Raw genomic sequence first — 24,868 nt, 5'->3', positions numbered from 1 at the left:
TATAATAAAATCATACATATGTATTTTCTTTAATTGCTATGATTAATTGCTATGAGTCGATGAGCCAAGTGCTTGTCGGCTCTTTTTTTTTACATTACTGCGTTCGCAGTAAGGAATCACAGCATCCAAAAAGCTGTTTTGAATAAATTCCCCATTTTTATTGTGCGAAAAGGCAACCGGTTTATTCCCGGTGCTGCTAACTGAAACCGCACTTAACAATAGATACAGGAAGACAGAAACAGAGCATACAAGGCTCTGTTTTTTTTATGCGAAAGGAGAAAATCATGTTCTATAAGTATGACACAATACTCAGAAAAGGCCGTCCGGCCTTGGTAAAAGAAGCTTCAGAGTACAAGGCCAATAGTGAAATTATGAAGGACCCGAATGAGGTTCTTGATATTTGCACGAACGTCCTGAATCTTCATAAAAAAACAGAGGAATTTGCTTATACTCTCTGTTTAAACACACGTCTTAAGCTTATGGGTTACTTTGAAGTATCGAGAGGAACGGCAGAGGCTTCTCTGGTAGATCCCAAAATCATCTTTCAGAAGGCACTTTTGATAGGTGCATCAAGAATCATTTTTGTCCATAATCACCCATCTGGCGATCCACATCCATCAAAGGAAGATGTGGACATCACCAAAAAAATAGTGAATGGAGCACGAATTCTAAATCTTCCACTTCTCGATCATATGATCATCGGAGGATCTGAAAGCAATTATCCGGAATGGTACTCAATCAAAGCCTCCATGCCGGAATTATGGAAAGAAACGGAAAAATAAGTCAGCCAACTGGCGGGAAAGGAAAAAAATGAAAAATTATAACGAAGCAGATAAGGCTGCTCCGGCAGCGGCAGAAAGAAAATGGACACCGGTAAAACTGATCGCTCGCGGTGAAACAATCACTGCTGAAATTTTATCGGCCGTCAAGGCACAGACTGTTCCAAATGATAGAAGCGGAAAGGGCGAGGATTCGTACTGGAAAATCCGATATTTTGCAGACCGGGAGTCGGCAGAGAAAATTCTGAAAATCGTCTCGCGTCTTGATTTGCGTGTACAGAGGATCTATCCATCTGTTACACAGGGAGAAGCTAGAATCATTTTGTACGATAAGTACATTATTGCATTTGCGGATAATATGGAACTGTTCCCTGACGGAGCATGGAAGAGCACAAAAACGGATGAGGAATTCATCCTGGCATTATTCTGGCATCCCTATGAATATGCATATAAGTTCGGGGATATCGTCAGAAGAAAGCTATTTCTCAGTTCAGATGAATGGGAGGATTGGAGGCTGCTGTTTGAAAGGCCTTCATGCAGGCAGATGCCGGGAGGTAGCCTATGAAATCCTGGTGGCCAGTGGAAATAGAAAGAGAATATCCAAGCAAAAAAGTCAAAGTATCTATTCTGCCACCGATGGAAGCAGAGGAAAAACCTTCGGAAGTGGTAGTACAGGCATTTGGCCTTTTTTTGTTAACAAGATGGTATCCCACGCAAAAGGATGCCGAGAGAGTTCGAAAGTTTTACTTGAGTAAATTTTGAAAGAAGAAAGGAAAGAAATATGTATTATTGGAATGATCTGGATAATCAGGGAAGCTGCAAAGAGTATAGGAAACGAAAGATGGTAGGAGCATTTGATACAAGAAGTACTGGCGCCGTTATCCATGGGATAGTGGAAGAAGCCTTTGTAAAATATAAAACAGGGCAACTAACGGAAACGGAGATGGAAGCATTCTTTAAGAAGGAAATGGAGGAGAAAGCAGCTTCTCTGATTTTTTGTGCGGAAACATTCGCACAGAAATACGAAAATGAGATCGGAGCGTTGAAGAGATACCTGAAAGATTTTCCGGAGCAGGATATGCTTCCCGCAGAAGCAAAGTCGATTGATATCTTCGGTCAGATGGTTAAGGTGAATCCGACCGCTATCAGAATCAAAAATAAAAGTGACATAGAAGTTATCAAGGTTTTTGATCGTGAACCGGATATTTCCGAACGTGGTCGATCCATCGATACCAAGGCGGCATCTTCAAAAAAACTGTTCGCATTCCTAAAATATGGACAGGATCTTTTGGAGAGCGGGAAAAACGGTATAATTACCGCTACTTTTATTTACCTTCGCGGTAAAGACGAAAAAAATGATGATAAATTTATCAAAATGAGACGTTCCTATGACGGCGGACTTCCTCTGAAAATTCATGACAAGAAGATTGTCTCCATGACATATCTCATGTCTAAGAATGCAGAGGGGGAATGTGTTCCCTCTGAGGCAGACGAAGCCTTCAGAGAATCGTTTGAAGAATGGTTTTCAGGATCTGAAAAAGGTTCCTGCGAAAAATGTCCGGAGAACAAAAGCTGCAATTATAAGAAGGCGACAGCTCCCACAGTCCTTAAATTTCCGGCAAAAAGAGCAAGAATAGCGCCTACCGAAGAGCAGAAGAAGGTTATCCGCACAACCAGTGGTATAACCCGAGTCGTGGCCGCTGCCGGCAGCGGAAAGACTTTTTCCATTGTGAGGAATGTCCTTCATCTTCTGGAAAAAGATAGAGCGCAGAGTATTGTTGTGGTGGCTTATAACCGGGACGCCGCAGAAGAAATCAAGAAGCGACTTATCCGGGAAAACAACCGGATGAGAAAACCAAGGAGGGACGTTGAGAAAGTCAATGTCAATACATTTGACGGACTGTTCTTCAACGTGATTCGAACCGGCTATAAGGATTTGGGGTTCACAGAAAAACCGGAGATCATTGAAAAAAACGATGCCGCTGCCGTGGCTGGAGAAGTGGCGGCGGAACATCCGATTTCCGGTATGAACTACCGGATCTTCAGCGATCCGAAGCTTCCGAGCGTTACAAAAACGCTTGTCGATGCGTTTGACATCATAAAGCGTAACGATCTCAGCATGGATGATTTTGGCATTCTGAGGGATACGCTAAAGTCACATAAAAACGCCTATATTATCGATGAGGAAGCCGGGGATGAGCCTTACAAGGAGATAATGAGACTTTATAGTCTCTACAATGATAAGCTGTTTGAAATGAACAGATTGGAATACGCGGATCTTCCGAAATATGTAACAAAGCTTTGGACCATGTACCCAAACTGTTTTGATATCTATGGATTCAAACATTTCATTGTAGATGAATCCCAGGACATCGACCGGCGGGAGCTTGAGATCCTGAAGCTGATGCTTACTCCGACAACAAAGAAGGGAAAAAAGAAATCCCTTCTGGTGGTTGGCGATGACCGGCAGTCAATCTACCGATTCAAAGGTGCAGATCCAACCATACTTTTGAACCTGGAGAAGGAGATGGGGTCAAAGGTAAAAACTTTGACGCTCTCACAGAATATGAGATCTCAGCCGGGGATTGTCAAAATTGGCGATCGGACGATCGCAAGAAATTCTGAGCAAGTGGAAATGAAAATTATTTCTTCCAGACAGGGAGATTTTCTGCCAATTGTACAGGGATTTCACGACAAAGAAAGCCAGTACGAGTACATTGCCGACCAGATAATCGCTCTGCAGAAAGAGGGATACGCCCTTTCCGATATGGCGTTCCTTGCCATCAAGAGATCTATTCTTGATGGAATGGAAGCAGTATTGGCACAAAAGGGCATACTCTCAAACCGGATGTATCCGGAAAAAATCAATGATAATCCACGAGTACGGGCAGCTTTTTCACTCTGGCGTGCTTTTGAAAATCCGGATAATAAAAGGAGTATCCGGTTATTCCTTGAGGCAAAGTACGATGGAGAACTGTACGAGAAAGCCTCTCCGGAGGCCGTAGCAGTGCTTGTAGACAAGTACCAAAAGAAATACCGTATGTTGCGCAAGTTGCCCTCAAAACGGAAGGCTGGTGCCTTTATGGGGGAGTTGAAGCGGCTGAATACAAAAGATGAATTATATAAAGACTTTGTAAGCCGGCTCTTTGATTATTCCTCTAAGGGCTGGGATATACTGTCCAGTCATCTTGAAAATTTGGTCCTCTATGGTGGGGAAGATACCTACCGGAAGAAAAAGAACTATGACGGACTTGTACTTAATACAGTATTTTCTTTTAAGGGATTGGAAAAGCCAATCATTTTCCTATGCCTGGATGATTTCGACCAGAAGGGGATGAGTCCGGCAGATTTGGAAGAAAGAAACAGATTAAAGTATGTGGGAATAACAAGGGCAAAGGACATCCTCTATGTAACAGGCAAATATATTGCCTATGGGGACAAGAAAAGCCCTCATATCAATGCTTTCCTCTCTGATGCGTATGAGGATCTTGGGAAGACCTGGGATGCAGATGTGGAAAGAAATGTATCTGAAGCATAAAAATGTGAGCGTTTCGCGCGGGAGGGAGGTTAAATATACTTCCGCGTGAAACATGAAATTTATTTATTTAAACTCTACTTGATATTGTTATTTATTTAATTACGTATTATAATAAAATCATCAGAAGTTGTGATAAAACGATTAGAAATCAGGAGGGTAGAACATGATTAAGATCATCAAAGGAAGACGTTACGATACGGAAAAAGCAAAAGCCGTTGCACACGATGAGCGCTGTTCCGGCAGCTTCTCTGACTGGTCAGAGACGTTATACCGCAAGCAGACGGGCGAATATTTTCTCTATGGAGAGGGCGGTCCGATGACAAAATACGCGCAGGCGACCGGAGACAATTCATGGAGCGGCGGAGAACAGATCATTCCGTTATCTTTTGAATCTGCTCAGGAGTGGGCAGAAGAACATCTGGACGGAGAGGAATACGAAAAATTATTCGGTATCGTTGAGGAAGATAATCCGGGAACGAAATCATCGATCACAATTCGCCTCACGGATGCGGCGATCGCAAAACTCAGCGATCTGGCAGCGGCCGGCGAAACGACAAAATCAAATGTTATCGAAAAACTGATTCTTGGCAGATGAAAAGGGACCAAATCTTCCGCTTGAGATTTCCGAATAACCATGTATAATAAAATCATAAATATGTTTTTTTAAAGAAGTGAGTCGATGAGCCAAGTGCTTGTCGGCTCTTTTTTTTGTATTACTGCCTATGCAGTACGGAATAACAGCTGCCGGAAATATCCAAAAGCTGATTTGAATAAATTCTTATTTTTATCGTGCATAAGAAGGATCTGGCATATTTATATATGCTTACCGGGAATGCACTTAATATAGATACAGAGATAAGACAGAGCGTCAAATTGCTCTGTCTTTTTGGTGAAAATGGAAAGGAGACTCAATGGAAATTGCTTATTGGGAAATTGAGAAAGCAAGAAAACTTACAACTAATGAAATCAAAAATCAAATATGGATGTGGTGCGTGTGCAGACAACCTATTCCCGGATGTCTGAGGCTGAATGGAAGACGAATCAGCTTATGGAGAAAGGCCGCGAGAACTGGGACGAAGATGATTGGGAGTCTTACTCGTATATACAGGAAGCGGAAGCTGAAGAAGCTGCTGATCAGGAGTACCTGGACAACTATTCTGTCTACTACTGACCAAGTGTTTTACAGTACCCAAGTCAGGATAGGAGGAAAAAGCATGAAATTATATCATGCAACATACACAGAAAGCGTCCCTTCAATTATGGCGAATGGTCTGCGCCCATGCAGTAGACATAATTGGGACGGCGGTTATGACCTTGAAGGCAAGGTATTTCTCGCCTTTGATCCGGCAGTAGCGGAAGACTATCTGACGGCCGCCAATACATATGACGGGTCACCAATAAGTATTCTCGAAATTGATTCGAAGAATATCAATATCGACAAAATCGGATATGATTGGAACAACCGTTGCGAGTCGGAAGCCGATATTAATTCTATAGCTTATGCAGGTGTCATCAGAAAATTCCGCATCATGCAGGAAGATGACCTTATGGCCATCACACAACCTGTACAGTTCGCAGATCTGGGACACGGAGATGATGACGCGCAGCGTATCTACTGGATCATTGCCGATGTTTTCGACGAGCAGGTCGCGAGTAAAATCGAATAAAGCGCAGGAGATCTATCATGAAGCATAATTATAATTATCCAATCATAGTAGGAAAAGGTTTTAAAAAGCGTGCAGTATGTGGAATCTCACACTTTGGTAGCAAGTGTATGTGCATAGTTAGAGAAAATGATGCAGTCGAAACGTGCATATGCTTTACTGATGATGACAGCATACGCCATATGATTGATGCATTGGAAATACTGTTGGAAACAAAGAAATAACGGACTACGCCCAGGATGTTCATACCACATTCGGAAGCGACGAGGCATGGGAACCGAAGTCAGAGTAATTGAATGATTCAAAAAAAGGAGGAAACGTATATGAATTACTATCAAGGTGGAACCTGTTATCATGAGAACGATGATAACACGGTTTCGGTAATGAGCGGAGGCGAGGTTATAGAAACCTTCGAGTCCTCCGGGTGCATCTACAATGATCTGGGGTGTTGTCAGGGCTGCCCGGAATGTTATTTAGATGCTCTGCATCGTTACGACGAGGATTAAATGGTCGAAATATGCATATTCTAACGCTTGAGATTTTTAAGGAATAATGTATAATAAGACTATACATATGTAAGAATTTTTAAGAGTCGATGAGCAGACGCTCGTCGGCTCTTTTTTTGTTGAAAACTACTGCCTATCGCAGTACGGAATACAGCTACCGTAAAGCTGATTTGAATATATTTTACATTATAATGTGCTGATGCACTTAACATATATGGGAATAGAAAGAAGATTGACAGGGCATAGGCTGCTCTGTTTTTTTTGAAAGGAGGAGCAACAATGATTGCTCGGTGGGAAATTGAAAAGGCGAGGAAACTCACCACTAACCAGATTAAAAATTTTATCTGGGGGGAAATTACGTGCGGAACGCCGGTACCTGGATGTATCAGCGTGGACGCGCTGCGGTACGTCCTGAGAGAAAGAGGAGAAGATGATTGTGGATACCACGATACCTGAAAGAAAAGAGGAATAAGGGATGGCGAAAATATATGTAAAGACTCTGAAACAAATTGAAGAGGAATCTAAAGGTTCTTTCGTACGTAGCAATGCCGGGCTTAACAAGATGTGTACGGACTGTTTTGCGAGATGCCCCGGTATAACGGATCAGAGTTACACCGGATGTGTACATCACATCAGCGAAGAGCTTCTTGACTTTAAGAAAAAGTGGAGGAGTTATCAGGTGTGCAAGGGTAACACAGATAAAGCAGTACGGTGTCATCTTGAAAATCCTGATAATCCAGGATTTGAGACAAAATTTGACCGTGCATTAAAGGCAGAGTACAAGTCGCATTATCAGGCTGTACTTGCCTACTGCAGGCTGTGTGGATGTAATACCTACACAGGATATCTGGATGTTACGAAATATCAAAGTATATTCCGTGATATGTTTTTCTGATTTTTTTAAGGTTCAGGCATAGTGCCTGTTACATACCGCGGCTTTAGAGATACCCCGGAATCATTTTTGAGGGTATCAAGAAACTGATAAGGAATTGTAGAGAGAAAGACAGGCGCTGAAAGTCTGTCTTTTTTTGGAGGAAATTATGAGAAATTACGCCGAGAGTTCGCTATATCAGCAGCTCACCTATGATACGTATAGGGATCTGAAGGGCCCCTATTCAGAAGAGGCTTTACAGGAAGCCTTTTCAATCTTGCAGGAGATTGAAAAGAAAAAGTATTTCGATGAAAACTGCAATATCAGGGGATTAGAGGAAAAAATATCGGAGATCCTTCCGAACCGGTGCACCTATATGGATGCTTCCTCCCTTGTCATGAATGCTATGAAGGCGTTCAAAGACAGTAAAAAGGACACCCCTTTTGGAGATACCGAAGTAACATTCCCTTCTTATCTTGAGACAGCAGAAATCCGTGAATTATCCGGTGACGTTCATCCAAGGGCAATCTACAAGATTGCGAATAAGAAAGTTGAGGATGAGGAAACCGAATGGATGGAAAAAAATGATATTTCCCCGGAACCGGATGATTCCGGATCGGTAGGTGTAAAACTTCTCTTTCATGGTTCTCCTGCGGATACCTGGGTATCAATCATCACAGATGCCCGGTTGGATGCCACAAAAGGGAAAGGACCTTATGGAATGAAAAGCCGGTCTTTTGGATCCATTGAAGATGAATATGGAGTAGAACAAGGTAACTATTACTCAGATGACCTGAAAACGGCTATGTCCTATGGCGCAACGGGATATGAACAGCAGTCCATTGTAGGAGTATTTGCCGTCCCGGTAGGAAAAATGTGTGAGGTAGCCCTCATTTCCCCTACCCGCTATGATGGTTCTTCCTGTAGTGAAACAACTGTTTATACGGAAACCCATCTGAAAGAGATGGGCTGTGACAGCCTTAAAGCCAGAAAAGAAATTGTAGCAAGAAGAGGGGTTCTTAAATACCTTCTTCTGATTTGATATGGAGGAATAAATGATGGATAAAAAAACAAAAGAGAAACTTGCGGCATTCCCGCCGCATGTAGCAGGGGATGAGTTAAAAAGAGCCGCAATAGAGACCTACGTGAACAATAAGAATTCAGGAAATATTCTTGCATATCTCGATAAGCAGGAGGACTGGTTCGTAATATCGAAATATGATATCCGTGAGCTGGTCAACGGGATTAATAGTCCCGCTGCAAGAATGTTTCTTGATCCTTATCATGGATCATGGATCAATCTGACCCGTGATGGCAGATGGGGACACGCAAAGATCTCCTATTACTTTACGGGAAGTACGGATGGTTATTATTTAAAAAACATCCCTTTGTACGGACCGGAAGATACAAAGGCTGAGTTGCTGAAAGCGATATCTGCAGATTCAAATAACATTCTCCCTGCCATTTCAAGATGGCAGGATCGGCAGACCGACAATCATAGCAGGCAGGATCCTACACACCTATCGTATGATGACTGTGTAAAGCAGTGGCAGGCAGAATATGAAGCGGAGAAAAATCTGGAAACGGAATGTTTCGCGCTGATTAAGCCATATCCGAAGGCCTTTAAAAAATTTGCCAGGAAGAAAACGGAGGAAAACCGGTATCCGAAACTTCTTGTCTACAATAGAGGCAAAAAACAGTACGTGTATTGCACACACTGTAAGAAGTTTTATGATAACAAGGGGGATCGGATAAACCTTCAATATGCGGAAAACAAGGCCTGCAGCCACTGTCATACGGTTGGCTCAGTGATATCCGGAAAAGGAGCGGCCAAGGGCCTGTTTTACACGAATGTCGGGTATCTGCAAAAGATTCCCGGTAACAGGGGCATCATCCTCAGACAGTTTTACAGCTATTATTCATATGAATTGACAGATATAAAATCGGGTATTGCCGAAACCTTCGAAATGGAGGAAGAACGAAGGTATTTTCTCTTTTTTGAAGGACAGAAGGTCGTCAAAACACATGATTTTGCTTATAAGAAGGATACCAACTGGTATGGAAACCCCTATGGAGATCCGTACTGGCATTATATTCGTAAACGAGACTGGGTGTATAATACGCATCTTTATCTTGGAAATTATAAGCAGGTCGTGAAGAATACCCCATTTAAATATTGTGGGGTTGATGTTTTTGCGGAAAAATTGAAATCCGGGTCGTGCGATGTTCACGATTACCTCAGATATTACAGTAAAAAGAAATATCTGGAGTATCTCGTTAAGATGGGATTGACGTGGCTTGTCAGCGACATCATAAGGAATCCCATCAGCTGTACAAGGATTTTTAATGAGAAGGGCAAAAATGCCAAAGAGATTCTGCAGCTGCCCGGAGATCTTCTCAAAGAGGCAATCAGCGGAAATTACAGCTACAGTCAAATTGAAGCAGAAAAGAGAAAGCGGATGCTTGCTGCTATGGCAGCGGGTGTGAATGCTGCGACTGCAGAAGATGCAAAAAAGTACGAGAAATGGAAAAGACTTGGACTTGAGATTGAAAATTTCCGATTGCTGTTTCCAAAGATGCATCCGGATAAATTATTCCGGTATCTCCTGAAACAGCAGGAGAAGATCTGTTTCAATACGGATCTTACTTTGAGCTTTCAGGAAACGAAGCAGTATTATCAGGACTATCTTTCAATGGCAGCGGAAGTAGGTGAAAATCTTGAGGATGAGTATTACATCCTCCCACCGGATCTTCACAAGGCGCACGAGCGTGTAAATAAAATTGTAGAAGAGAATAGAAAAATAGACCGTAAGAAATGGGATGAGGAAATGAACCGGATGATTGCTTCACAGCTTGAGAAAAACAAGCTTGTGAAACAGTTCGTAAATATGCGGATGTTTGGCCTGTTCTTCCACGTGCCGAAAACCGCCCAGGAATTCCGCGAAGAAGGTTCTCTTATGCATAACTGCGTAGGAGGCAATCATTATATAACTGCGCAGGCAGAGGGAGAAAGCCTGATCCTTTTCATCCGAAAAGAATCCGAACCGGACAAACCGTTCTGCACTTTTGAATGGAAGGATGGAAAAGTTAATCAGGTGTTCATGCGGCGGAATACGCCGATCTCGGGAACAACAAAAACATTTGTTGATCTCGTGGAAAAGAAAATTCAGAAATATCAGGCGAAAGAAGCCAAAAAGAAGGCCGGCAAAAGACGTGCAGCCTCGAAGGTAGCTTATGCATAATAAGCTGCTTTTTTTGTACAAAAAAGGAGAAAGCCATGGATAACAACAAGATGTTTATGAAAGTGCCTCAGTCTGTAGATGAACTGGAAGGGATTGTAGAAGAAAAGAAGGTCGCGGACGAGCAGCCAAAGACTGTTGGAAAAAAGGAAAAAAAATCGGTTGTTCTTTCCGAATTTGTGAAAAGCAAGATCCGGGAAGTCAAAAAACCGGAGCCTTTTGTTCCTCCGGCTGATCCGGAAGAATGTATCCGGCTTGCCGTTGAAAAACTCGGCAAAGAGATGCAGGATACCGTGAACCGTATTAACGAGGCGGTTCAAAAAAAAGAAGAGAAGGATGACAGCCAGCTGAACAGGGCTTTTCGCGGATATACAAACGATCAGATTGATGAGCAGCTCAAGAATCAGAGCAAGGCATTGGATGAGAGTTGTATTTCAAAACTGATCACGATGTGTCAGAAAGATGCCGAATTCTCGGCATTGGTTATAAACCCTGTAAAAAAATACAACAAATGCCGGAAACTGATCTGGGAAAGAGTAAAGGCGATATTGATTCCGGGTGATCAGGTTGCCTGCATTGATAATGATGTTGTCTATGAATGGGCAGCGGATTACTACAGGGAGGATGCTATGAAAGAAGCAGAGGAGGAATACAAAGCTGCCTGTGAAAAAGCAAAAAATACTGCCATTCAGCAGGAAAAGCGAAAAAAGACCGAGGAACGGAAAAAGAAGGAGGAAGAAAGAAAAGCCCGCAAGGCAAAAAAAGAAAAGCAGGAAAAAATGCAGATGTCGCTATTCGGTCCAGATAGTCCGGAGACCACTCCGAGAAGTGATCCTTCTCCTGCTCGAAAAGAAGAGGATCTTCCGATAACAGATGATGATTCCGAAAACATTCCTGGTGAGTCTTCTGAAATCGAAGACGGGCCGGCAAATAACCGGATTGATTCAATGGATGGTTCACCAAAGGAAGAGACGTCAGAAAAGGATCACGAGGACGATTTCGAAGATGTTGCTGGAAATGCTTCCGAACACTCATCAGAAGGAGACGAAGATGAGTCAGAAGATCCGGAAGAATCGCAGGCAGCGGACGATCATCTGGAAGGTTTTGAAGACCCTGAGCAGCCTGAACCTGAGAAGAAGCCGAAAAATACAACGGTAACTATCAATGCTGATGACGAGGATGAACAGATGTCCATCCTGAGCTGGCTTGAAGGTAATTAAGGGGGTGGCTGTATGTGTTACGCAAAGATCTATGGAAAAGAATTTAACGGGGAGCTGAGCGCGGTTAAGCGCTCTGCCAGCCGGTACGCAAATTCCTGCTGCCGGAAAAGCGACACTCTGAAAATTTATGATCATCGGTATCCGTACGGTCACATCACGCATGTGTATGTGCGTGACAACACCATCTATGGTGCAACGTACAAGGCAGGAAAATGGAGATTAGTCTTCAAAAGATAGGATAAGGAGATCAATATGGGATATAAAGATTTATTTAGAAAGTACAAGGCGTTATTGTTTTGTTACATTAGAACGACTGGAGCCAATCCGTATACCTCACAAATATGCGAATTAGCAGCTGTTAAATTTCTGATCTCAAATGGGAAAATGGTAAACGGCGGACAGATGGACAGACTGATCCGCCTGAATCCTGGAGTCATGATGGCCCAGAAATTTGAAAAGTATCTTGGATTTACTTCACAACAGTTAACGAAAGAAGGAGAATCCGAACTGGAAGTCTGCAACGAGTTTTACCATATGTTGACGGACGGAGAGGAAAAAGATGACAAGGGACGGATCGTTACCAAAAACACCCTTGTAATTGCCCATCACGGACAACTAACATTTGAATTTGTTAATCAGATGTTGGTTCGTTATGGTTATTTCGGTTTTATGAGAAATCATGACCTTCTCGATACCATGACGGTACTCCGGGACCGCCGTGCGGGAGCGGGAAACCTTATTGACGCATTCCATGAATATGGAATGGAAGATAAACCGGAGGAAACCAAAACAGAGGCCGGAAAGATTGCTCTCAAAGGAATGGATGAGGTAAAGCATCTGGCTTACGTAACGCTAAAAATGGATCAGGAAAGACCCGATCTGTACAAATATATAAATGTATTCGGAGTAAAACCGAATGCAAAAAAGCCGATGGATCGGTTCCCACACGTCGTATACAGGGAACAGACTCCATGCGAGAGTATCCGGGCAGAGAATGATATTTTACCTATGAAAAAAATCGGTTAATTGCAACAAGGCAGAGAATCCAAGGAAATTTCCCATAGGGTTCTCTGCCGTTTTTGTGTTAAAATAAAGGATAAGAAGGTTGTATGGAAGGGAGGGTTTCAAAATGGCAAATGATATTGAAAAAATGGTAAATCAATTTGTGAAAAATTTGAATCCTAAATGCGTATATCTCTTTGGCTCAACAGCTTCTGGAACAGATACAAGTGACAGTGACTATGATTTTTACATTGTTGTTGAGAATTCTCAAACAGATATTCTCTCATCAACAAGAGATGCATATCGTTCTGTTCGTGGTCTTAGAACGAGACCTGTAGACATCATTGTAAATACAGAAGATCATTTCGAAAAAAGAAAACAAGGACCTACTCTGGAAAAAGAAGTCTTTGAGAAGGGAGTGCTGATGTATGTCCGGTCAACTACCCACAACCTAAATGTCATGGGTAGTTGACGGATGGACAGGTTTGTAGTTCTAAAAAGCTTTTTTGATTCTGCAATCCTCTCTTGTGTCAGAAATTCAAGTGGGGATTCTCCAACGTATTTTTTAAGGATTGCAGCGCTTGCAAGGTTCATACCCTGCACCAATTGCTTCGTCTCTTGTAGAAAACTCGACTTTATTGGCATCTGACATCCGACTCACACTGGAGCAGTCCGGCCTATGAAATTTCATTGTATTTGAATTGCCGATATAGGCGGAAGTGGTATTGTTTGTGTTCTGCGGCTGCTGTACGGTTTGGGTAGGAACCGGCTGTGCCTGCGTAGTGTTCGTGTTTTCCGTATTCTGAGAAGCAGAACCCCCGGTGTATTCCGGTCCGGAACTGTCTCCGGTCGCATAATCAATCGTGATACCTGGCTGCACGTTATAGCAGTACACACAGAACAGGATGCCGGCGCCGTTATCTTCGACCGACTTCGCTTCCATCAGCACTCCAGAGGCAAGCAGATTGCTGCCTTCAAACATCGGTGTGACGCGGTACAAGACGTGGTTCCCAGTTTCCTTCACATAGTCAGCAACCATGTTCTCAAAAGGCTCCATGCCCTCCACATTCATATATCTGGTGCCGGTGATCAGGTTTTTTTCATTGGCATTTTCCGCTGTGAGCTGATATCCGATGAGATGGCATCGATTATAGAGGTAGTTTCCGTCAATGCCTGCGTATTTCACCGTATGCCATCCGGTCGGCTTCACGGACCCGATATCGCCACGCTTCTCGGTGGGCATCAGATCTTGTCCAATGCAGGAGACGGCAGCGGTACATCTGCCCAGCGAATCCAGCTCCCCGTATGTTTCGTAAGAAGTTGTGGTTAGATCCGCGTCGGAAAAATACGGAACGTTGTTGTTTACGGTTACATAGGGTGATCCGGAATATGCCGGGATACTGGATAAATCGAACGATGTTTGGACTGATGCCTGTGTAGGCACTGGTTCTTCCGTAGGTACTTCAGTAGGTGCTTCCGTAGGTGTATTCGTTGGTGATGCCGTCTGTGTAGGAGCAGGCGTTAGGGATGTTTTATTTTCAGATGATGAATTAACTGTTATTTGATTGAAAACTGAACTTGTTGAAACAGAAACAGAAGAAGAGCTGCTGTCACTGTTACAACTTCCTATTGCCAACACAAGAAGGCAGATAAGAACAAGCGGAATCAAAATAGCCGAACAACATCCTCTCTTTTTCTTATTGTTTTTCATATCTTACCATTCCCCCTATGGACATATTTCTGCAAAGTGATTTTATCATGAGAATATCCGGGAAAATCTTCCTGGGATATCATTTCGTACTCAGCAAGCGGAAGATTGAAAAAGAGATCCGCCGGATAGCGCCGATTCCAATAAAAAAGATAAAGAGTGCTGATCCGATCCTTATAGGGAATCAGGTTGCGATCTTCCACAAAGCAAAAGTCATCCTCGCCGGCCTTTTGTAAAAAATCCTCATCCACGTGCGCATCGGGAAAGAGCGTCGCGGAATAAGCATCAATCCAGAGGGTATGATTTCCAACCAGATTTTTTATTTTTTCAGTCAGCACACGATCCCGGCTGAGACGGCGATGATTAAACATCATCCCGCCACGATCTTCAATAACTGTAATTACAATCATTTCTTATCTACCTCATATTTGAAAAGTTCCGTCTACATTCGAAATATACTATATTTTCTATTATACAAAATATAACTCAGAAAAAGTAAAAAAGATGTTTCCCTGATCCGAAATATAAGATATACTAAAATTATAACTGAAGTTACCTTTCTAGCTGCAGCAATAATAAGTATCGCGGCTTCATCAGTTAACATCGTTTATCGCAATCGCGGAATTTTCTCCAAAGATAATAATCTTATAGTATTAATTCGGAGGTATCTTATATGTGCCCGTCTATGCAGTTTGCTGCGTCAGATGCAGTAGTCTTTTGCATCCCATCTTCCTATTTGTTTGTAATGCCGGAAGGCTATGGTTTTTTGCGCCACGATCCGTTTGCCGAGTGCTCAAATGATGATATATACGTACCACAGACATTAATTCGGAAATACCGGATGCACACGGGCGATGTTTTGAACGGATTTGCACGTCGTTTTTCTGACAAAAATACTGCCCTGACCTTTGTCAATCAGATTAACGGAATGAAACCGGAAGAGACTGCCCATATTAAAAAATTTGAAAACTTGACGCCGATTTTCCCAATGCAGCGTATTCGCATGGAGTATGCCGGATGCTCTGTTTCCATGCGGATGTTGGATTTGATGAGCCCTATAGGGAAGGGTCAGCGAGGCCTTGTCGTATCCCCGCCCAAAGCAGGGAAAACAACATTGCTGAAACAGATCGCATTATCAGTAAAACAATTTGATCCGGATATCGAACTTTTCATTTTGTTAATTGACGAAAGGCCAGAAGAAGTAACTGACATTCGAGAGACCATCACAGGAGAACGTGTTCAGGTATTGTCCTCTCCTTTTGATGAAACAGCAGAGCATCATTGTCGTATTGCTGAATTCACATTAAACCGTGCAAAACGCCTAGTAGAATATGGAAAGGATGTTGTTCTTCTAGTCGATTCACTCACAAGACTGGCACGAGCATATAATCAGGTTATCATACCCAGTGGACGTACACTTTCCGGAGGAATTGACCCTGCGGCTTTATATATGCCGAAAAAATTCTTCGGTGCAGCACGTAATGTACGAGAGGGAGGAAGTCTTACTATCTTGGCAACCGCACTTATTGATACAGGCAGTAAGATGGATGATGTTATATTCGAAGAGTTCAAGGGAACCGGAAACATGGAACTGATGCTCAGCCGTACCATGCAGGAGAAGCGGATCTTTCCCGCCATAGACCTTACGCATTCGGGTACGCGTCGGGAAGATCTGCTTCTTTCGGAAAAAGAGTTGGTTGCCGAAAGAAAGCTCAGAAAGATGAGAGATAGCGGATATTCCTTTTTTGGGAAAACACAAAGCAATCAGGAACTTTTACAAAATATATGGCGAGAAAGCCCGCGGTTTTAACCGTGGGAGGAAGCCAAAATTGTATTGTTATTTTCCAATGAGAGCATTTTGTGCTTCGGCAAGCATTTTCCGAAGATCTGCTTCAGATGCAGCCAAAGTCTCGCATCTTTTCTCGGTTGCTTTTGCGTCTGCCAGGCGGGTTTCATACAACTCCTTTGTATGAACGAGAGTTGTTTGTAATTCCTTTATCTGATATCGAAGGCTCTGCACTTCAACTTTTAAGGATGCCTCGGATTCTTTAAGTGACTGGTAGCCTTCCAGTTTACCGCTCAGATCTGCGATCTGGTTGTTCAGCACGGTGTTTATATGTTGCTGATCCCGTATTGCGGCTTTTGCGGACTCCATCTGTTCTATGGCAGCTTTTCTCCGTTCCTCGGCCTCGTTTAACCTAGTTGTCGCATGATCCCTGTCTAATTCAATGTCTCTCTTATCCTTTTCCAACTGTTCAATTTTGGTCTGAAGGGCGTCTATGGTCTTGTCTTTCCGGTCAAGAGAAGATGCGAATTGCTCACGTGCCCGGCCCTCTGCATCGTTTCCAATCTCAATGCTTCTCAGATATGACGACATGATACTCTTTATGGATTTTTCAAACTCCTCAATCTCTGTTGCGCGTCCGGGAACAATGGCTTTCGCCTTATCCATTTCAACAACTTGCATGATATGATCAAATCCCTGCGCCTGGCTCATTCCATTCTCTTCACAGAATCTGCGAAATGCATCCGCTGTTTCCTGATTCACACGGAAATTTGTCTGTTTGATTTCCCCCATTATTTGTGCCTCCTCCTACAATAAGGTTGTGGGTAACAGAATACCTGGCAACCAGTCAGGATCTGCTCCCCCTTCATTGCTAAAGCTGTAGAATGGTATGGCATGGATCTGACGGATTCCTCCTTGGGCCAGACACAAGTTGTCTGCGTCCGTACGATAGCCTGTCAGCCAGCCATCCTCATTCTCAGCCGTTCGGTTTATGCAGGTTGAACCGATGTTTATAAGTTTCATCGCGTTCGTGTGATACCCCAGGAGATTGAACCGGCAGTGAGAAAACTGGCCATCCAATGCACATCTTAAGTTTGGAGGTATCAGTTATGTTGAACGCAGTAGGTATTGATGTATCAAAAGGCAGAAGCACGGTCGCTGTCCTGCAGCCAGGCGGTGTCATGATTCATAAGCCTTTTGACGTGTCCCACAAGTCCTCAGATCTTCGTGATCTCGCCCGCTATCTCGGCTCACTCAATGGTGAAACGAGAGTCGTAATGGAGAGTACAGGGCGTTATCACGAGCCGATCCGTAATGCTCTGTCAAAAGCAGGTCTCTTTGTCTCAACGGTAAATCCACACCTGATCCGAAACTACGGAAACAACACGCTCCGCAAGGTCAAGACCGATCCCGCCGATGCTAAAAAAATTGCCCGCTACACCCTTGACAACTGGGCGTCCCTGCGTGAGTATTCAGTCATGGATACTACGCGTACAGAACTGAAAACCCTCAATTCACAGTTTGCCTTCTTCATGAAGCAGAAAACGGCTGCCAAGACCAACCTGATTACCCTTCTTGACATGACCTATCCTGGCGTAAATAAGCTCTTTACAAGCCCTGTGCGCCCTGATGGGAGCGAGAAATGGGTCGACTATGCCAATTCCTTCTGGCATGTAGACTGCGTCCTGGATTCCGGCCCGAAGGTGTTCACGGAACGTTATCAAAACTTCTGTAAACATCACGGTTATGATTACCAGCCTGCCCGTCCGGAAAAGCTTTACGCCCAGGCAAAGGAGCTGGTTCCGACTGTTCCAAAGGATCCGGTCTACAAAGAGATGATCCGGGACAGTATCTCCCAGCTGAACCTTATGTCAAAGCATGTCGAAGAACTCCGCCGGAAGATGGATGAACTCGCATCCTCGCTCCCGGAGTATCAGACCGTTCGTTCCATGTATGGCGTAGGTCCAAGTCTCGGCCCGCAGATCATGGCCGAGATCGGAGACATCAGCCGATTCAACCATCGGGAAGCGTTGACGGCTTACGCCGGCGTGGATCCCGGAAAGAATGATTCCGGTGAAGTCGTTCACAAGAGTGGTCACGCATCGAAATGCGGCTCTGCACGGCTTCGGAAAGCGTTGTTCCAGGTTATGGAGGCGATGCTCCAGCTCGGCCCCCGCGATGACGATCCGGTCAGTCAGTTCCTGTTCAAGAAGAAAGCCGAAGGAAAACCATATCTCGTATATATGACCGCTGGAGCGAACAAGTTCCTCCGTGTCTACTACGGTAAAGTAAAGGAGTGCATCCGCAATCTTCCTGCCTCTGATTCAGAGGACTGAGTTAATGCTATCCATAGTGCAGATCTGAGGCCGTCTGAATGAATACGGCCAGGTTTCTTATGCCCATTTTCACCCTCCACGATTTTCTTTATTTACTGCTTGACTTTTTATTAGCAGGCTATCTCAGGAATCGAAGTTATGTGCTTTCTATCTTCTTCTCCTTAGAGTAACGCGCGGATATTCTGCTGTCAAGAAGATGTGTTATTCGTATGTTATACATTGTTATTGTTATACATAACATTCTAACATATATCAAATCTTACCGACAAGTCAGACAACGCTATTTTTACTTAAATTTGGTGAAAAAAAAGAAAATACGAGCAAAAAAATGGCCTGTTTTGGTCTGACGCACGCATTAGCGGTTTTAATATTTGACCAGACAAGTAGTTTATTCGTTATCTGATTTGCTTTTTATACAAAAAATCAGACGTGTTAATCACAAAGAGTTGACATTTTATGGCTTTTGGATTTAATAAATAGTATAATATTATATTATACATACAAATTATTTATATATAGGTGGTACGTTGAAAAACAGCAGAGAGAAAGCCAAGAAAAAAATAACTGACGCAATAAAAGAGGTAAAAAATGAAGCAGAAGGTATCAAAAACTCCCCCGGCGCTAAAAAAATAGATGCAAAATTTAAAAAAGCCGGAAAGAAAAGCAACGGTAGACTCATTGTCGTAACCATTGGCGCACTTGTTGTTTTTCCGATTGCCATCATTTCCTGTCGGTCGAAATTCAATCACAACCTGTTTAATGCGGACTTCCAGACCAGCAGTTCAAAATCCGCAAGAGAAACAGAAGATGGGGAAGGAATCTTAAGTGCGAGCAGGGACGAAACATTTTCAGAGCAGCCACTTACTTCATCTACTATCACCATGATAGCGGACGATCCGATAAAAAAACCGACCCTCACAGTTACATATCTGCACACTAAAAACGGCAACTGCACGTTCGCAAAATCAGGTGATGATACCATGCTGATCGATACGGGAATGCAGGAAGATTATGACTACATCATGGCATATCTGGCCTCTGAGAATATTTCTGTGCTGGATTATCTGGTCTTGACCGGTCCATCTGAGGATGTATGTGGAAATGCAGATGATATTATTAATCAGCTGTCTGTAAAAACACTGATTACGCTGAAGTATACGGACGCAAAATCCGATCTTTATAAACTTGCGTTAAAAGCAGCCAGACAGAAGCGAACCAACCTTTCTTTTGCTTCAAGGGGAGAGCAGTATGCGTTTGGGGAAAGTACCCTGTCGGTTCTTGCTCCGGAGGATAACATCAATCGCTCGGAAGACGAAACGATGATTTTTTCTCTTGGAACAAATGAGAAATCCTTTCTATTTGCCGGAAATGCTTCTTCTGATGAATTTGTCACTGCATTATCATGGGCAAATCAGCAGGGCTATGATTTGAAAACAGATGTCTTGTACAGCAGCGATCACGGATCCGACAGCGGTTATTCTGAAAAATTTTATGCGGAAGCCAATCCGAAATACGTTGTGATTGATCAGAGTGCAGATGAAAAGCAGATCAGTACCGACATGATTACAAATGTACAAAATGCCGGAGGAACCATTTATCGGATGGATAAACTTCCTGACTCACAAAACCTGATCTGTAAAACAGATGGTGCAAAGATCGAAATTGTTAATTGGAGGAAATAGAATTATGGGTAAAGCGAAATTCATATCACAGATTGCAATCATCGCCATCTCAGGCATTTCAATATTCAGCGGATGCGGATCACCAGCAGCGTCCAAAAGTGAGAGCAATGTGGATCTTTCTGTAAAACCAGAGTCGAGCATTGAATCATCCTCTTCGTTGGAGGAGGAATCGGTATATTCTGCAATTGTTGACAGTTCATCCGGTCCGGATAAATCGATTGCGGTAAAAAAACCTGAATCAACAAAGGCTCATGAGGATGAGAAAACGACTCCCGCACCGAAACCAACAAAGACAGCATCGAATGCGGAAGTAGACAAGGAAATGACCTCGCCTACACCTACCGTGACGAAAGCTGCAGAAACTATTGAAAGAAATGAATCTGCAGAACCAAATTCGGCTGTCACGCAGCAGAACACTGCAGCAGTAGGTGACGATGTGCCACAAAATGTGAAAGCGGCAAATCAGATCATGGAGTCCAATCCATATTATTCACAAGAAGATTTAATTAATGCCCTTGTAGAAGAAGGATATACTAAAGATGATGCAGTATATGCTTCGGAAAACTGCGACTATATGTGGGTGAATGTATGGGATGGTTCGGTGAGCGCAACATCTGAGTGATATAATTTTGTGTGGCGCCCCGGCAGATAGTCGAGGATTCTTGACCTCCCCCTCTGACAATTGTGACGAACAACATCAAAGAGTTCGAGTGCGTACCAGAATTAAAATTAGAAAATTGGATTTGAGTATTGCTCTTGAAATGTTCATAGAATAATGTATAATAAAATTATAGATGTGTTATAAAATAATTTGAGTCGATGAGTTATTCATCGGCTCTTTTTTTGTATAAAAATTATCAGGTATAACCTGTTTGAAATAGATGTTACTATAGTTGACCCCATGGGCCGTTACGACAGCGATATGCTGTGATCTGGCCCGATGGAGGGGCCGTACTATGAATAAACGTAGGATGATAATAAGAAAGATTATAATGGAAGCCGTAGAAGGTATAGTGGCTTATATTGTCTTACTAGGATGTGTTTTGTACTTCATCATGTACTCCAAAACACATATTACCGATAATCTCTGTTTGATTATCGGTGTTTTAACATTCTTAGATTCTACTTTTTCATTTTCAACGATGATTGATTTAATGAAAAAGTATCGTCGGGAATCAAAAAGAAAAAGGAGGGTTAGAGATGATTATGTTCAACGGCGTAAAAAGCCGGTTTAACTCAGATGAATCAATTATTCACGAAATTTAATAAATACGTTCAAATCATTTCATCGAAAGGGGATTGTGTAATGAGTAATCTTTATATGCTTATTTTCAATATTTATTATTTAATAGTAGCCGTAATTAATATCGGTTTTACAATGGCGCTCATAATCTCATTAATAAGGTACAAATTCGAAGATACTGCCAAGCCTATTGGCATAATCTTTTTTTCGATTCTTGTTGGCGCAATTTTAATTGCGCTGACGCTGTATATAAGCGCGGTATTCGGTATAAAACTTGATTCTGGAATTCAAGCTATTCTTGCCCTTCCGATCGCATTTGCAATCGTAAGTGGAGTGCTTTTACATCAGGAAAAGCATGATCAATAAAATCTATATGGAGTTAAGGGCAGAGTTTTTTCTCTGCCCTTTTTTATAGGAGAAAAATGATATGAAAAATTTAAATTTTGATGTGGACGTACATATGTTATACACATCATACTTCGTAAATCTCAGTGGTATTGGTGATCCCGATACCAAGGAATATCTGCGATTAAAGTATGATTGCTGCGAAGAAGATGATGAAATCGAAGTGTTAGGAGAAGATATTCAAAACTGGAAACTGGATATTCCAAGTGAAGCCGTAGACTGGAATTTTCCGATCACTGACAGAAAAGAAGCCGTATTAAGCTCTTTACTGCGGACAGCTCCGGGATATCTTGTCATGGCGTATGGATGCCGATGGGACGGCTCAAGCGGTTATTACATAGCCGCAACACGAGAGGAATGCTTCCTTCGAGACTATGATACGCAGATTGTGCCGTGTAAAGTCTCAAGAGGGAAAAAAGTGTTGATCTGTCGTGAATCATCGCATGATGTTCCGATGGGATCTTCTACAATTATTGTCGCATTATCAAAAAAAGAACTTGATTACATTGGCCCATATTGGAAATATGGCAGCGGTGAAAGAATCGCGCATATTGCCAGGAAATATGCAGAGGAAGACTGATGGAATACAGAAGAAGAAAGGAATAACGAATCCCTGGTAAACCAGGGTTCTGACGAGATTAGTATGGGATAATCGTCAGGCAAAATGTAGACAAGTGGCTGTGCCTAATTAAGCACTTAATAATGCATCCAAGCCGATTTCCACATTATCCACGCAACGGATTCGTAGCGTGGTGTTATGAAAAAATACAAAGTATGCTGGCTTTCTGCCGGCATAAGCAGCTTCGTGGCAGGATACCTTGCGGGGGATGTTGACGAGTTTATCTATATTGACATCGCAGATCAACATCCGGACAGCGTGCGTTTCATTCATGACTGTGAAAAATTCCTGAAGAAGAAAATTACGTTTCTTCGATCAGAAAGGTTTGCATCCGTGGAAGATGTCATACGCAAGTATCGTTGTGTGAATACACCATATGGAGCTCCCTGTACTGGGATGCTGAAAAAGGCTGTCCGGAAAAAATGGGAAAACCAACATCCGGAGTACGACCTGACCTATGTATGGGGAATGGATGTGACAGAAAAAAGGAGAGCCAAAAGTATTATTAAGAACTTTCCTGAATTTAAACACCAATTCCCCCTGATTGACAAAGGTTTTACAAAGCAGGATGCTCATGCGTTTGCAGACCGCCTCGGCCTGCGCCGTCCTGTTATGTATGACATGGGCTATCAAAACAATAATTGTATAGGCTGTGTAAAGGGCGGCATGGGATACTGGAATAAAATCCGGCAAGACTTTCCGGAAGTATTTCAGAAGAGAGCACTACTGGAAAGAGAAGTTGGAAACAGCTGTATAAACGGTGTGTTCCTTGACGAGCTGGACCCGAAAGCCGGTAGAATGGAGCAGGAAATTTCGCAGGACTGCGGAATCATCTGCTATCTAAGCTATCTGGAAAAAGAGAAATAAATGTTTATTGCCCACAGACATTTTGTCCGTGGGCTTTCGTATGGAGGAATAATCATGAGATTAATCAAAAGATATGTTTTAGAATTCGCAAACGATCAGATCAATACTTATAAAAAAATTATGAAGGATCAGGAACCAGATATAAAAAAATTGTGGCAGAAAAAGATTGATGAAACTTCTCACATTAAAAGGATCTGCCAAGCTGGTATGATTACGAATTATGAGGCTATGAAGTCGATCATCGAAATTAATGATCGACAAATAGTTCTTAAAAAGAAAGTTGTGGAACCAATAACGTTCTATGTTGCAGAGTGCGGTGAATTTCACAGCAAAGGATATTACCGTGAAAATATTAAAAGCCTGGATGAAGCAATGCGGGTTTATCAGGGAATAGATGTTAACCGGATGCACAGCATCCCGGAAATAGGATTCATGTTAAAAGAGGGTAGTATATATGACGATCTTCCGTGTCCCCTTATAAGAGGGCACAAAATCGATGAAACATATTTAACAATACCAGCATTTAAAACAAATGAATTTGTACAGAAGGCTGCGAAAGAATGCCGAGAAAAATATTGTTATCCTTCCTCTGCGCAGACCTTCGGCTGAACTCGCACGGAACCGGAAAAAATATTAAACATTCATATTATTAAATAACAGATGATTCGGATAAAGATGATCCGGAGAAAAAATAGGGAATCTAATTATTATGCCCGAAAAGACGGGCAGAAAGGATGCAAGATGATAATTCAGGAATGCAAGATTCCAACGAAATCCAAAGTTGACGATCAACCGGATGTGATTGCAAGAGCCTTGGACAACATTAACATTAAATGGTGCCAGGAAGACCTTGAAGGCATTCTGGAAAATGCCGCCATTCCAGTAACACAGGAGAACCTGGAACGTCTGTGTAAACAAATCACAGATGAATTTAAGGCAATCCTGTTCGAAGATATAACAGAACGCCTTCAGTTTATCGCCATCAATATGAGAACAAAAGAAATGAGAACAAAAGAAAAAAAAGGTCCGTACACTCGCGCATGGAAAGTCTACGGAAGAGAGGGACAGCAGCAGCGCGAGTCCTTTCGCGAGTCACATACTTATAATTTCAGTAACAAGTATGAAGGAACCCGTATAATAACCGTTTTAAATTCGGATAAAACGGGAACGAATCAGTATTCCATTGTCAAAATCACTCGCAACACACGCCGAGAGTGCGCAAGCGAGCTTGACGGCCAGCTCACAGACGGAATTTTTGAGAATTCCGATGTGGGCAAAGTGGAAGAGATTGATCTCGATTATCATAGTGATTCTACTAAGCAGGAGGAAAATAAATGGTAATACGGACATTTTATAAGGATAGATACAATCCCCAAAAAACTTGGGAGGTTGTTAAAATGGAA

Annotated in this window: 30 protein-coding genes; 27 read left to right on the top strand and 3 right to left on the bottom strand. The window is 42.6% G+C overall.

The window, feature by feature from the left end:
* Positions 1 to 284: 284 nt before the first annotated feature.
* From ACTQZS_RS08155 to ACTQZS_RS08075, 17 genes are all read left to right on the top strand, one after another.
* Positions 285 to 782: a JAB domain-containing protein gene (locus ACTQZS_RS08155; protein WP_441475374.1), complete on the top strand. Its 498-nt coding sequence runs from the start codon at positions 285 to 287 to the stop codon at positions 780 to 782.
* 28 nt (positions 783 to 810) lie between these two features.
* Entirely contained in the window at positions 811 to 1,344 is a 534-nt protein-coding gene (locus tag ACTQZS_RS08150; RefSeq protein WP_441475373.1) for a hypothetical protein, read from the top strand.
* The gene (locus ACTQZS_RS08145) at positions 1,341 to 1,541 is read left to right on the top strand and encodes a hypothetical protein (protein ID WP_441475372.1); all 201 of its coding nucleotides are present in this window, start codon (positions 1,341 to 1,343) and stop codon (positions 1,539 to 1,541) included. Before ACTQZS_RS08150 ends, ACTQZS_RS08145 begins: the two co-directional genes overlap by 4 nt.
* A 19-nt stretch (positions 1,542 to 1,560) precedes the next feature.
* Entirely contained in the window at positions 1,561 to 4,317 is a 2,757-nt protein-coding gene (locus ACTQZS_RS08140; RefSeq protein ID WP_441475371.1) for a UvrD-helicase domain-containing protein, read from the top strand.
* A 163-nt stretch (positions 4,318 to 4,480) separates the two neighbouring features.
* The gene (locus ACTQZS_RS08135; protein ID WP_441475370.1) at positions 4,481 to 4,912 is read left to right on the top strand and encodes a hypothetical protein; all 432 of its coding nucleotides are present in this window, start codon (positions 4,481 to 4,483) and stop codon (positions 4,910 to 4,912) included.
* A 399-nt stretch (positions 4,913 to 5,311) separates the two neighbouring features.
* Positions 5,312 to 5,488 carry a hypothetical protein gene (locus ACTQZS_RS08130; protein WP_441475369.1) on the top strand — a complete coding sequence of 59 codons (177 nt, stop codon included), beginning with the start codon at positions 5,312 to 5,314 and terminating at the stop codon, positions 5,486 to 5,488.
* Between the two features lie 43 nt (positions 5,489 to 5,531).
* The gene (locus ACTQZS_RS08125) at positions 5,532 to 5,984 is read left to right on the top strand and encodes a hypothetical protein (RefSeq protein ID WP_441475368.1); all 453 of its coding nucleotides are present in this window, start codon (positions 5,532 to 5,534) and stop codon (positions 5,982 to 5,984) included.
* A 17-nt stretch (positions 5,985 to 6,001) separates the two neighbouring features.
* Positions 6,002 to 6,205 (top strand): hypothetical protein, encoded by a 204-nt coding sequence (locus ACTQZS_RS08120; RefSeq protein ID WP_441475367.1) that lies wholly within the window; start codon positions 6,002 to 6,004, stop codon positions 6,203 to 6,205.
* Between the two features lie 99 nt (positions 6,206 to 6,304).
* Positions 6,305 to 6,487, top strand: a complete 183-nt coding sequence (locus ACTQZS_RS08115) for a hypothetical protein (protein WP_441475366.1) — start codon at positions 6,305 to 6,307, stop codon at positions 6,485 to 6,487.
* 279 nt (positions 6,488 to 6,766) lie between these two features.
* Positions 6,767 to 6,943, top strand: a complete 177-nt coding sequence (locus tag ACTQZS_RS08110) for a hypothetical protein (RefSeq protein ID WP_441475365.1) — start codon at positions 6,767 to 6,769, stop codon at positions 6,941 to 6,943.
* Positions 6,944 to 6,962: 19 nt separating this feature from the next.
* A complete protein-coding gene (locus ACTQZS_RS08105; protein ID WP_441475364.1) occupies positions 6,963 to 7,382 on the top strand; it encodes a hypothetical protein in 420 nt (139 codons plus the stop codon).
* Positions 7,383 to 7,527: 145 nt separating this feature from the next.
* Positions 7,528 to 8,400, top strand: a complete 873-nt coding sequence (locus ACTQZS_RS08100) for a hypothetical protein (protein WP_441475363.1) — start codon at positions 7,528 to 7,530, stop codon at positions 8,398 to 8,400.
* Positions 8,401 to 8,413: 13 nt separating this feature from the next.
* Positions 8,414 to 10,600 carry a PcfJ domain-containing protein gene (locus tag ACTQZS_RS08095; protein ID WP_441475362.1) on the top strand — a complete coding sequence of 729 codons (2,187 nt, stop codon included), beginning with the start codon at positions 8,414 to 8,416 and terminating at the stop codon, positions 10,598 to 10,600.
* A gap of 35 nt (positions 10,601 to 10,635) precedes the next feature.
* Entirely contained in the window at positions 10,636 to 11,817 is a 1,182-nt protein-coding gene (locus ACTQZS_RS08090) for a Cas9 inhibitor AcrIIA9 family protein (RefSeq protein ID WP_441475361.1), read from the top strand.
* 12 nt (positions 11,818 to 11,829) lie between these two features.
* Positions 11,830 to 12,054: a hypothetical protein gene (locus tag ACTQZS_RS08085; RefSeq protein ID WP_441475360.1), complete on the top strand. Its 225-nt coding sequence runs from the start codon at positions 11,830 to 11,832 to the stop codon at positions 12,052 to 12,054.
* A gap of 15 nt (positions 12,055 to 12,069) precedes the next feature.
* Positions 12,070 to 12,843, top strand: coding sequence for an exonuclease domain-containing protein (locus ACTQZS_RS08080; protein ID WP_441475359.1), 774 nt, complete (start codon positions 12,070 to 12,072; stop codon positions 12,841 to 12,843).
* A gap of 103 nt (positions 12,844 to 12,946) precedes the next feature.
* The gene (locus ACTQZS_RS08075; protein WP_441475358.1) at positions 12,947 to 13,291 is read left to right on the top strand and encodes a nucleotidyltransferase domain-containing protein; all 345 of its coding nucleotides are present in this window, start codon (positions 12,947 to 12,949) and stop codon (positions 13,289 to 13,291) included.
* Positions 13,292 to 13,384: 93 nt separating this feature from the next.
* On the opposite strand, the gene ACTQZS_RS08070 is transcribed toward ACTQZS_RS08075, so the two are convergent.
* Both ACTQZS_RS08070 and ACTQZS_RS08065 read right to left on the bottom strand, forming a co-directional pair.
* Positions 13,385 to 14,530, bottom strand: a complete 1,146-nt coding sequence (locus ACTQZS_RS08070) for a DNA/RNA non-specific endonuclease (RefSeq protein WP_441475357.1) — start codon at positions 14,528 to 14,530, stop codon at positions 13,385 to 13,387.
* Positions 14,527 to 14,937: a ribonuclease Z gene (locus tag ACTQZS_RS08065; RefSeq protein ID WP_441475356.1), complete on the bottom strand. Its 411-nt coding sequence runs from the start codon at positions 14,935 to 14,937 to the stop codon at positions 14,527 to 14,529. Before ACTQZS_RS08065 ends, ACTQZS_RS08070 begins: the two co-directional genes overlap by 4 nt.
* A 275-nt stretch (positions 14,938 to 15,212) precedes the next feature.
* Here ACTQZS_RS08065 and rho point away from each other — a divergent pair, with 275 nt between their 5' ends.
* Positions 15,213 to 16,337 carry a transcription termination factor Rho gene (rho, locus tag ACTQZS_RS08060; protein ID WP_441475436.1) on the top strand — a complete coding sequence of 375 codons (1,125 nt, stop codon included), beginning with the start codon at positions 15,213 to 15,215 and terminating at the stop codon, positions 16,335 to 16,337.
* Between the two features lie 27 nt (positions 16,338 to 16,364).
* Here the strand turns inward: rho and ACTQZS_RS08055 are convergent, their stop codons facing one another.
* Positions 16,365 to 17,105 (bottom strand): hypothetical protein, encoded by a 741-nt coding sequence (locus tag ACTQZS_RS08055; RefSeq protein ID WP_441475355.1) that lies wholly within the window; start codon positions 17,103 to 17,105, stop codon positions 16,365 to 16,367.
* Between the two features lie 317 nt (positions 17,106 to 17,422).
* Between ACTQZS_RS08055 and ACTQZS_RS08050 the strand changes: the two genes are divergently transcribed.
* The 9 genes from ACTQZS_RS08050 to ACTQZS_RS08010 all read left to right on the top strand — a co-directional run bounded on the left by ACTQZS_RS08050 (position 17,423) and on the right by ACTQZS_RS08010 (position 24,806).
* The gene (locus tag ACTQZS_RS08050) at positions 17,423 to 18,649 is read left to right on the top strand and encodes an IS110 family transposase (RefSeq protein WP_441475354.1); all 1,227 of its coding nucleotides are present in this window, start codon (positions 17,423 to 17,425) and stop codon (positions 18,647 to 18,649) included.
* Positions 18,650 to 19,176: 527 nt separating this feature from the next.
* On the top strand, positions 19,177 to 20,331 hold the full coding sequence (locus tag ACTQZS_RS08045) for a ComEC/Rec2 family competence protein (RefSeq protein ID WP_441475353.1): 1,155 nt from the start codon (positions 19,177 to 19,179) through the stop codon (positions 20,329 to 20,331).
* 4 nt (positions 20,332 to 20,335) lie between these two features.
* The gene (locus tag ACTQZS_RS08040) at positions 20,336 to 20,953 is read left to right on the top strand and encodes a hypothetical protein (RefSeq protein WP_441475352.1); all 618 of its coding nucleotides are present in this window, start codon (positions 20,336 to 20,338) and stop codon (positions 20,951 to 20,953) included.
* 334 nt (positions 20,954 to 21,287) lie between these two features.
* Positions 21,288 to 21,566 carry a hypothetical protein gene (locus ACTQZS_RS08035; RefSeq protein ID WP_441475351.1) on the top strand — a complete coding sequence of 93 codons (279 nt, stop codon included), beginning with the start codon at positions 21,288 to 21,290 and terminating at the stop codon, positions 21,564 to 21,566.
* A gap of 71 nt (positions 21,567 to 21,637) precedes the next feature.
* Entirely contained in the window at positions 21,638 to 21,940 is a 303-nt protein-coding gene (locus ACTQZS_RS08030; protein WP_441475350.1) for a hypothetical protein, read from the top strand.
* 61 nt (positions 21,941 to 22,001) lie between these two features.
* Positions 22,002 to 22,559 (top strand): hypothetical protein, encoded by a 558-nt coding sequence (locus ACTQZS_RS08025; protein ID WP_441475349.1) that lies wholly within the window; start codon positions 22,002 to 22,004, stop codon positions 22,557 to 22,559.
* A 177-nt stretch (positions 22,560 to 22,736) separates the two neighbouring features.
* Entirely contained in the window at positions 22,737 to 23,465 is a 729-nt protein-coding gene (locus ACTQZS_RS08020; protein WP_441475348.1) for a phosphoadenosine phosphosulfate reductase, read from the top strand.
* A 54-nt stretch (positions 23,466 to 23,519) separates the two neighbouring features.
* Entirely contained in the window at positions 23,520 to 24,074 is a 555-nt protein-coding gene (locus ACTQZS_RS08015; protein WP_441475347.1) for a hypothetical protein, read from the top strand.
* Between the two features lie 132 nt (positions 24,075 to 24,206).
* Entirely contained in the window at positions 24,207 to 24,806 is a 600-nt protein-coding gene (locus tag ACTQZS_RS08010; RefSeq protein ID WP_441475346.1) for a hypothetical protein, read from the top strand.
* Positions 24,807 to 24,868: the final 62 nt, after the last annotated feature.

Source organism: Bilifractor sp. LCP19S3_H10, from assembly GCF_052119185.1.
Lineage (GTDB): Bacteria > Bacillota > Clostridia > Lachnospirales > Lachnospiraceae > Bilifractor.
This window is presented reverse-complemented; position numbering and strand designations above follow the sequence as displayed.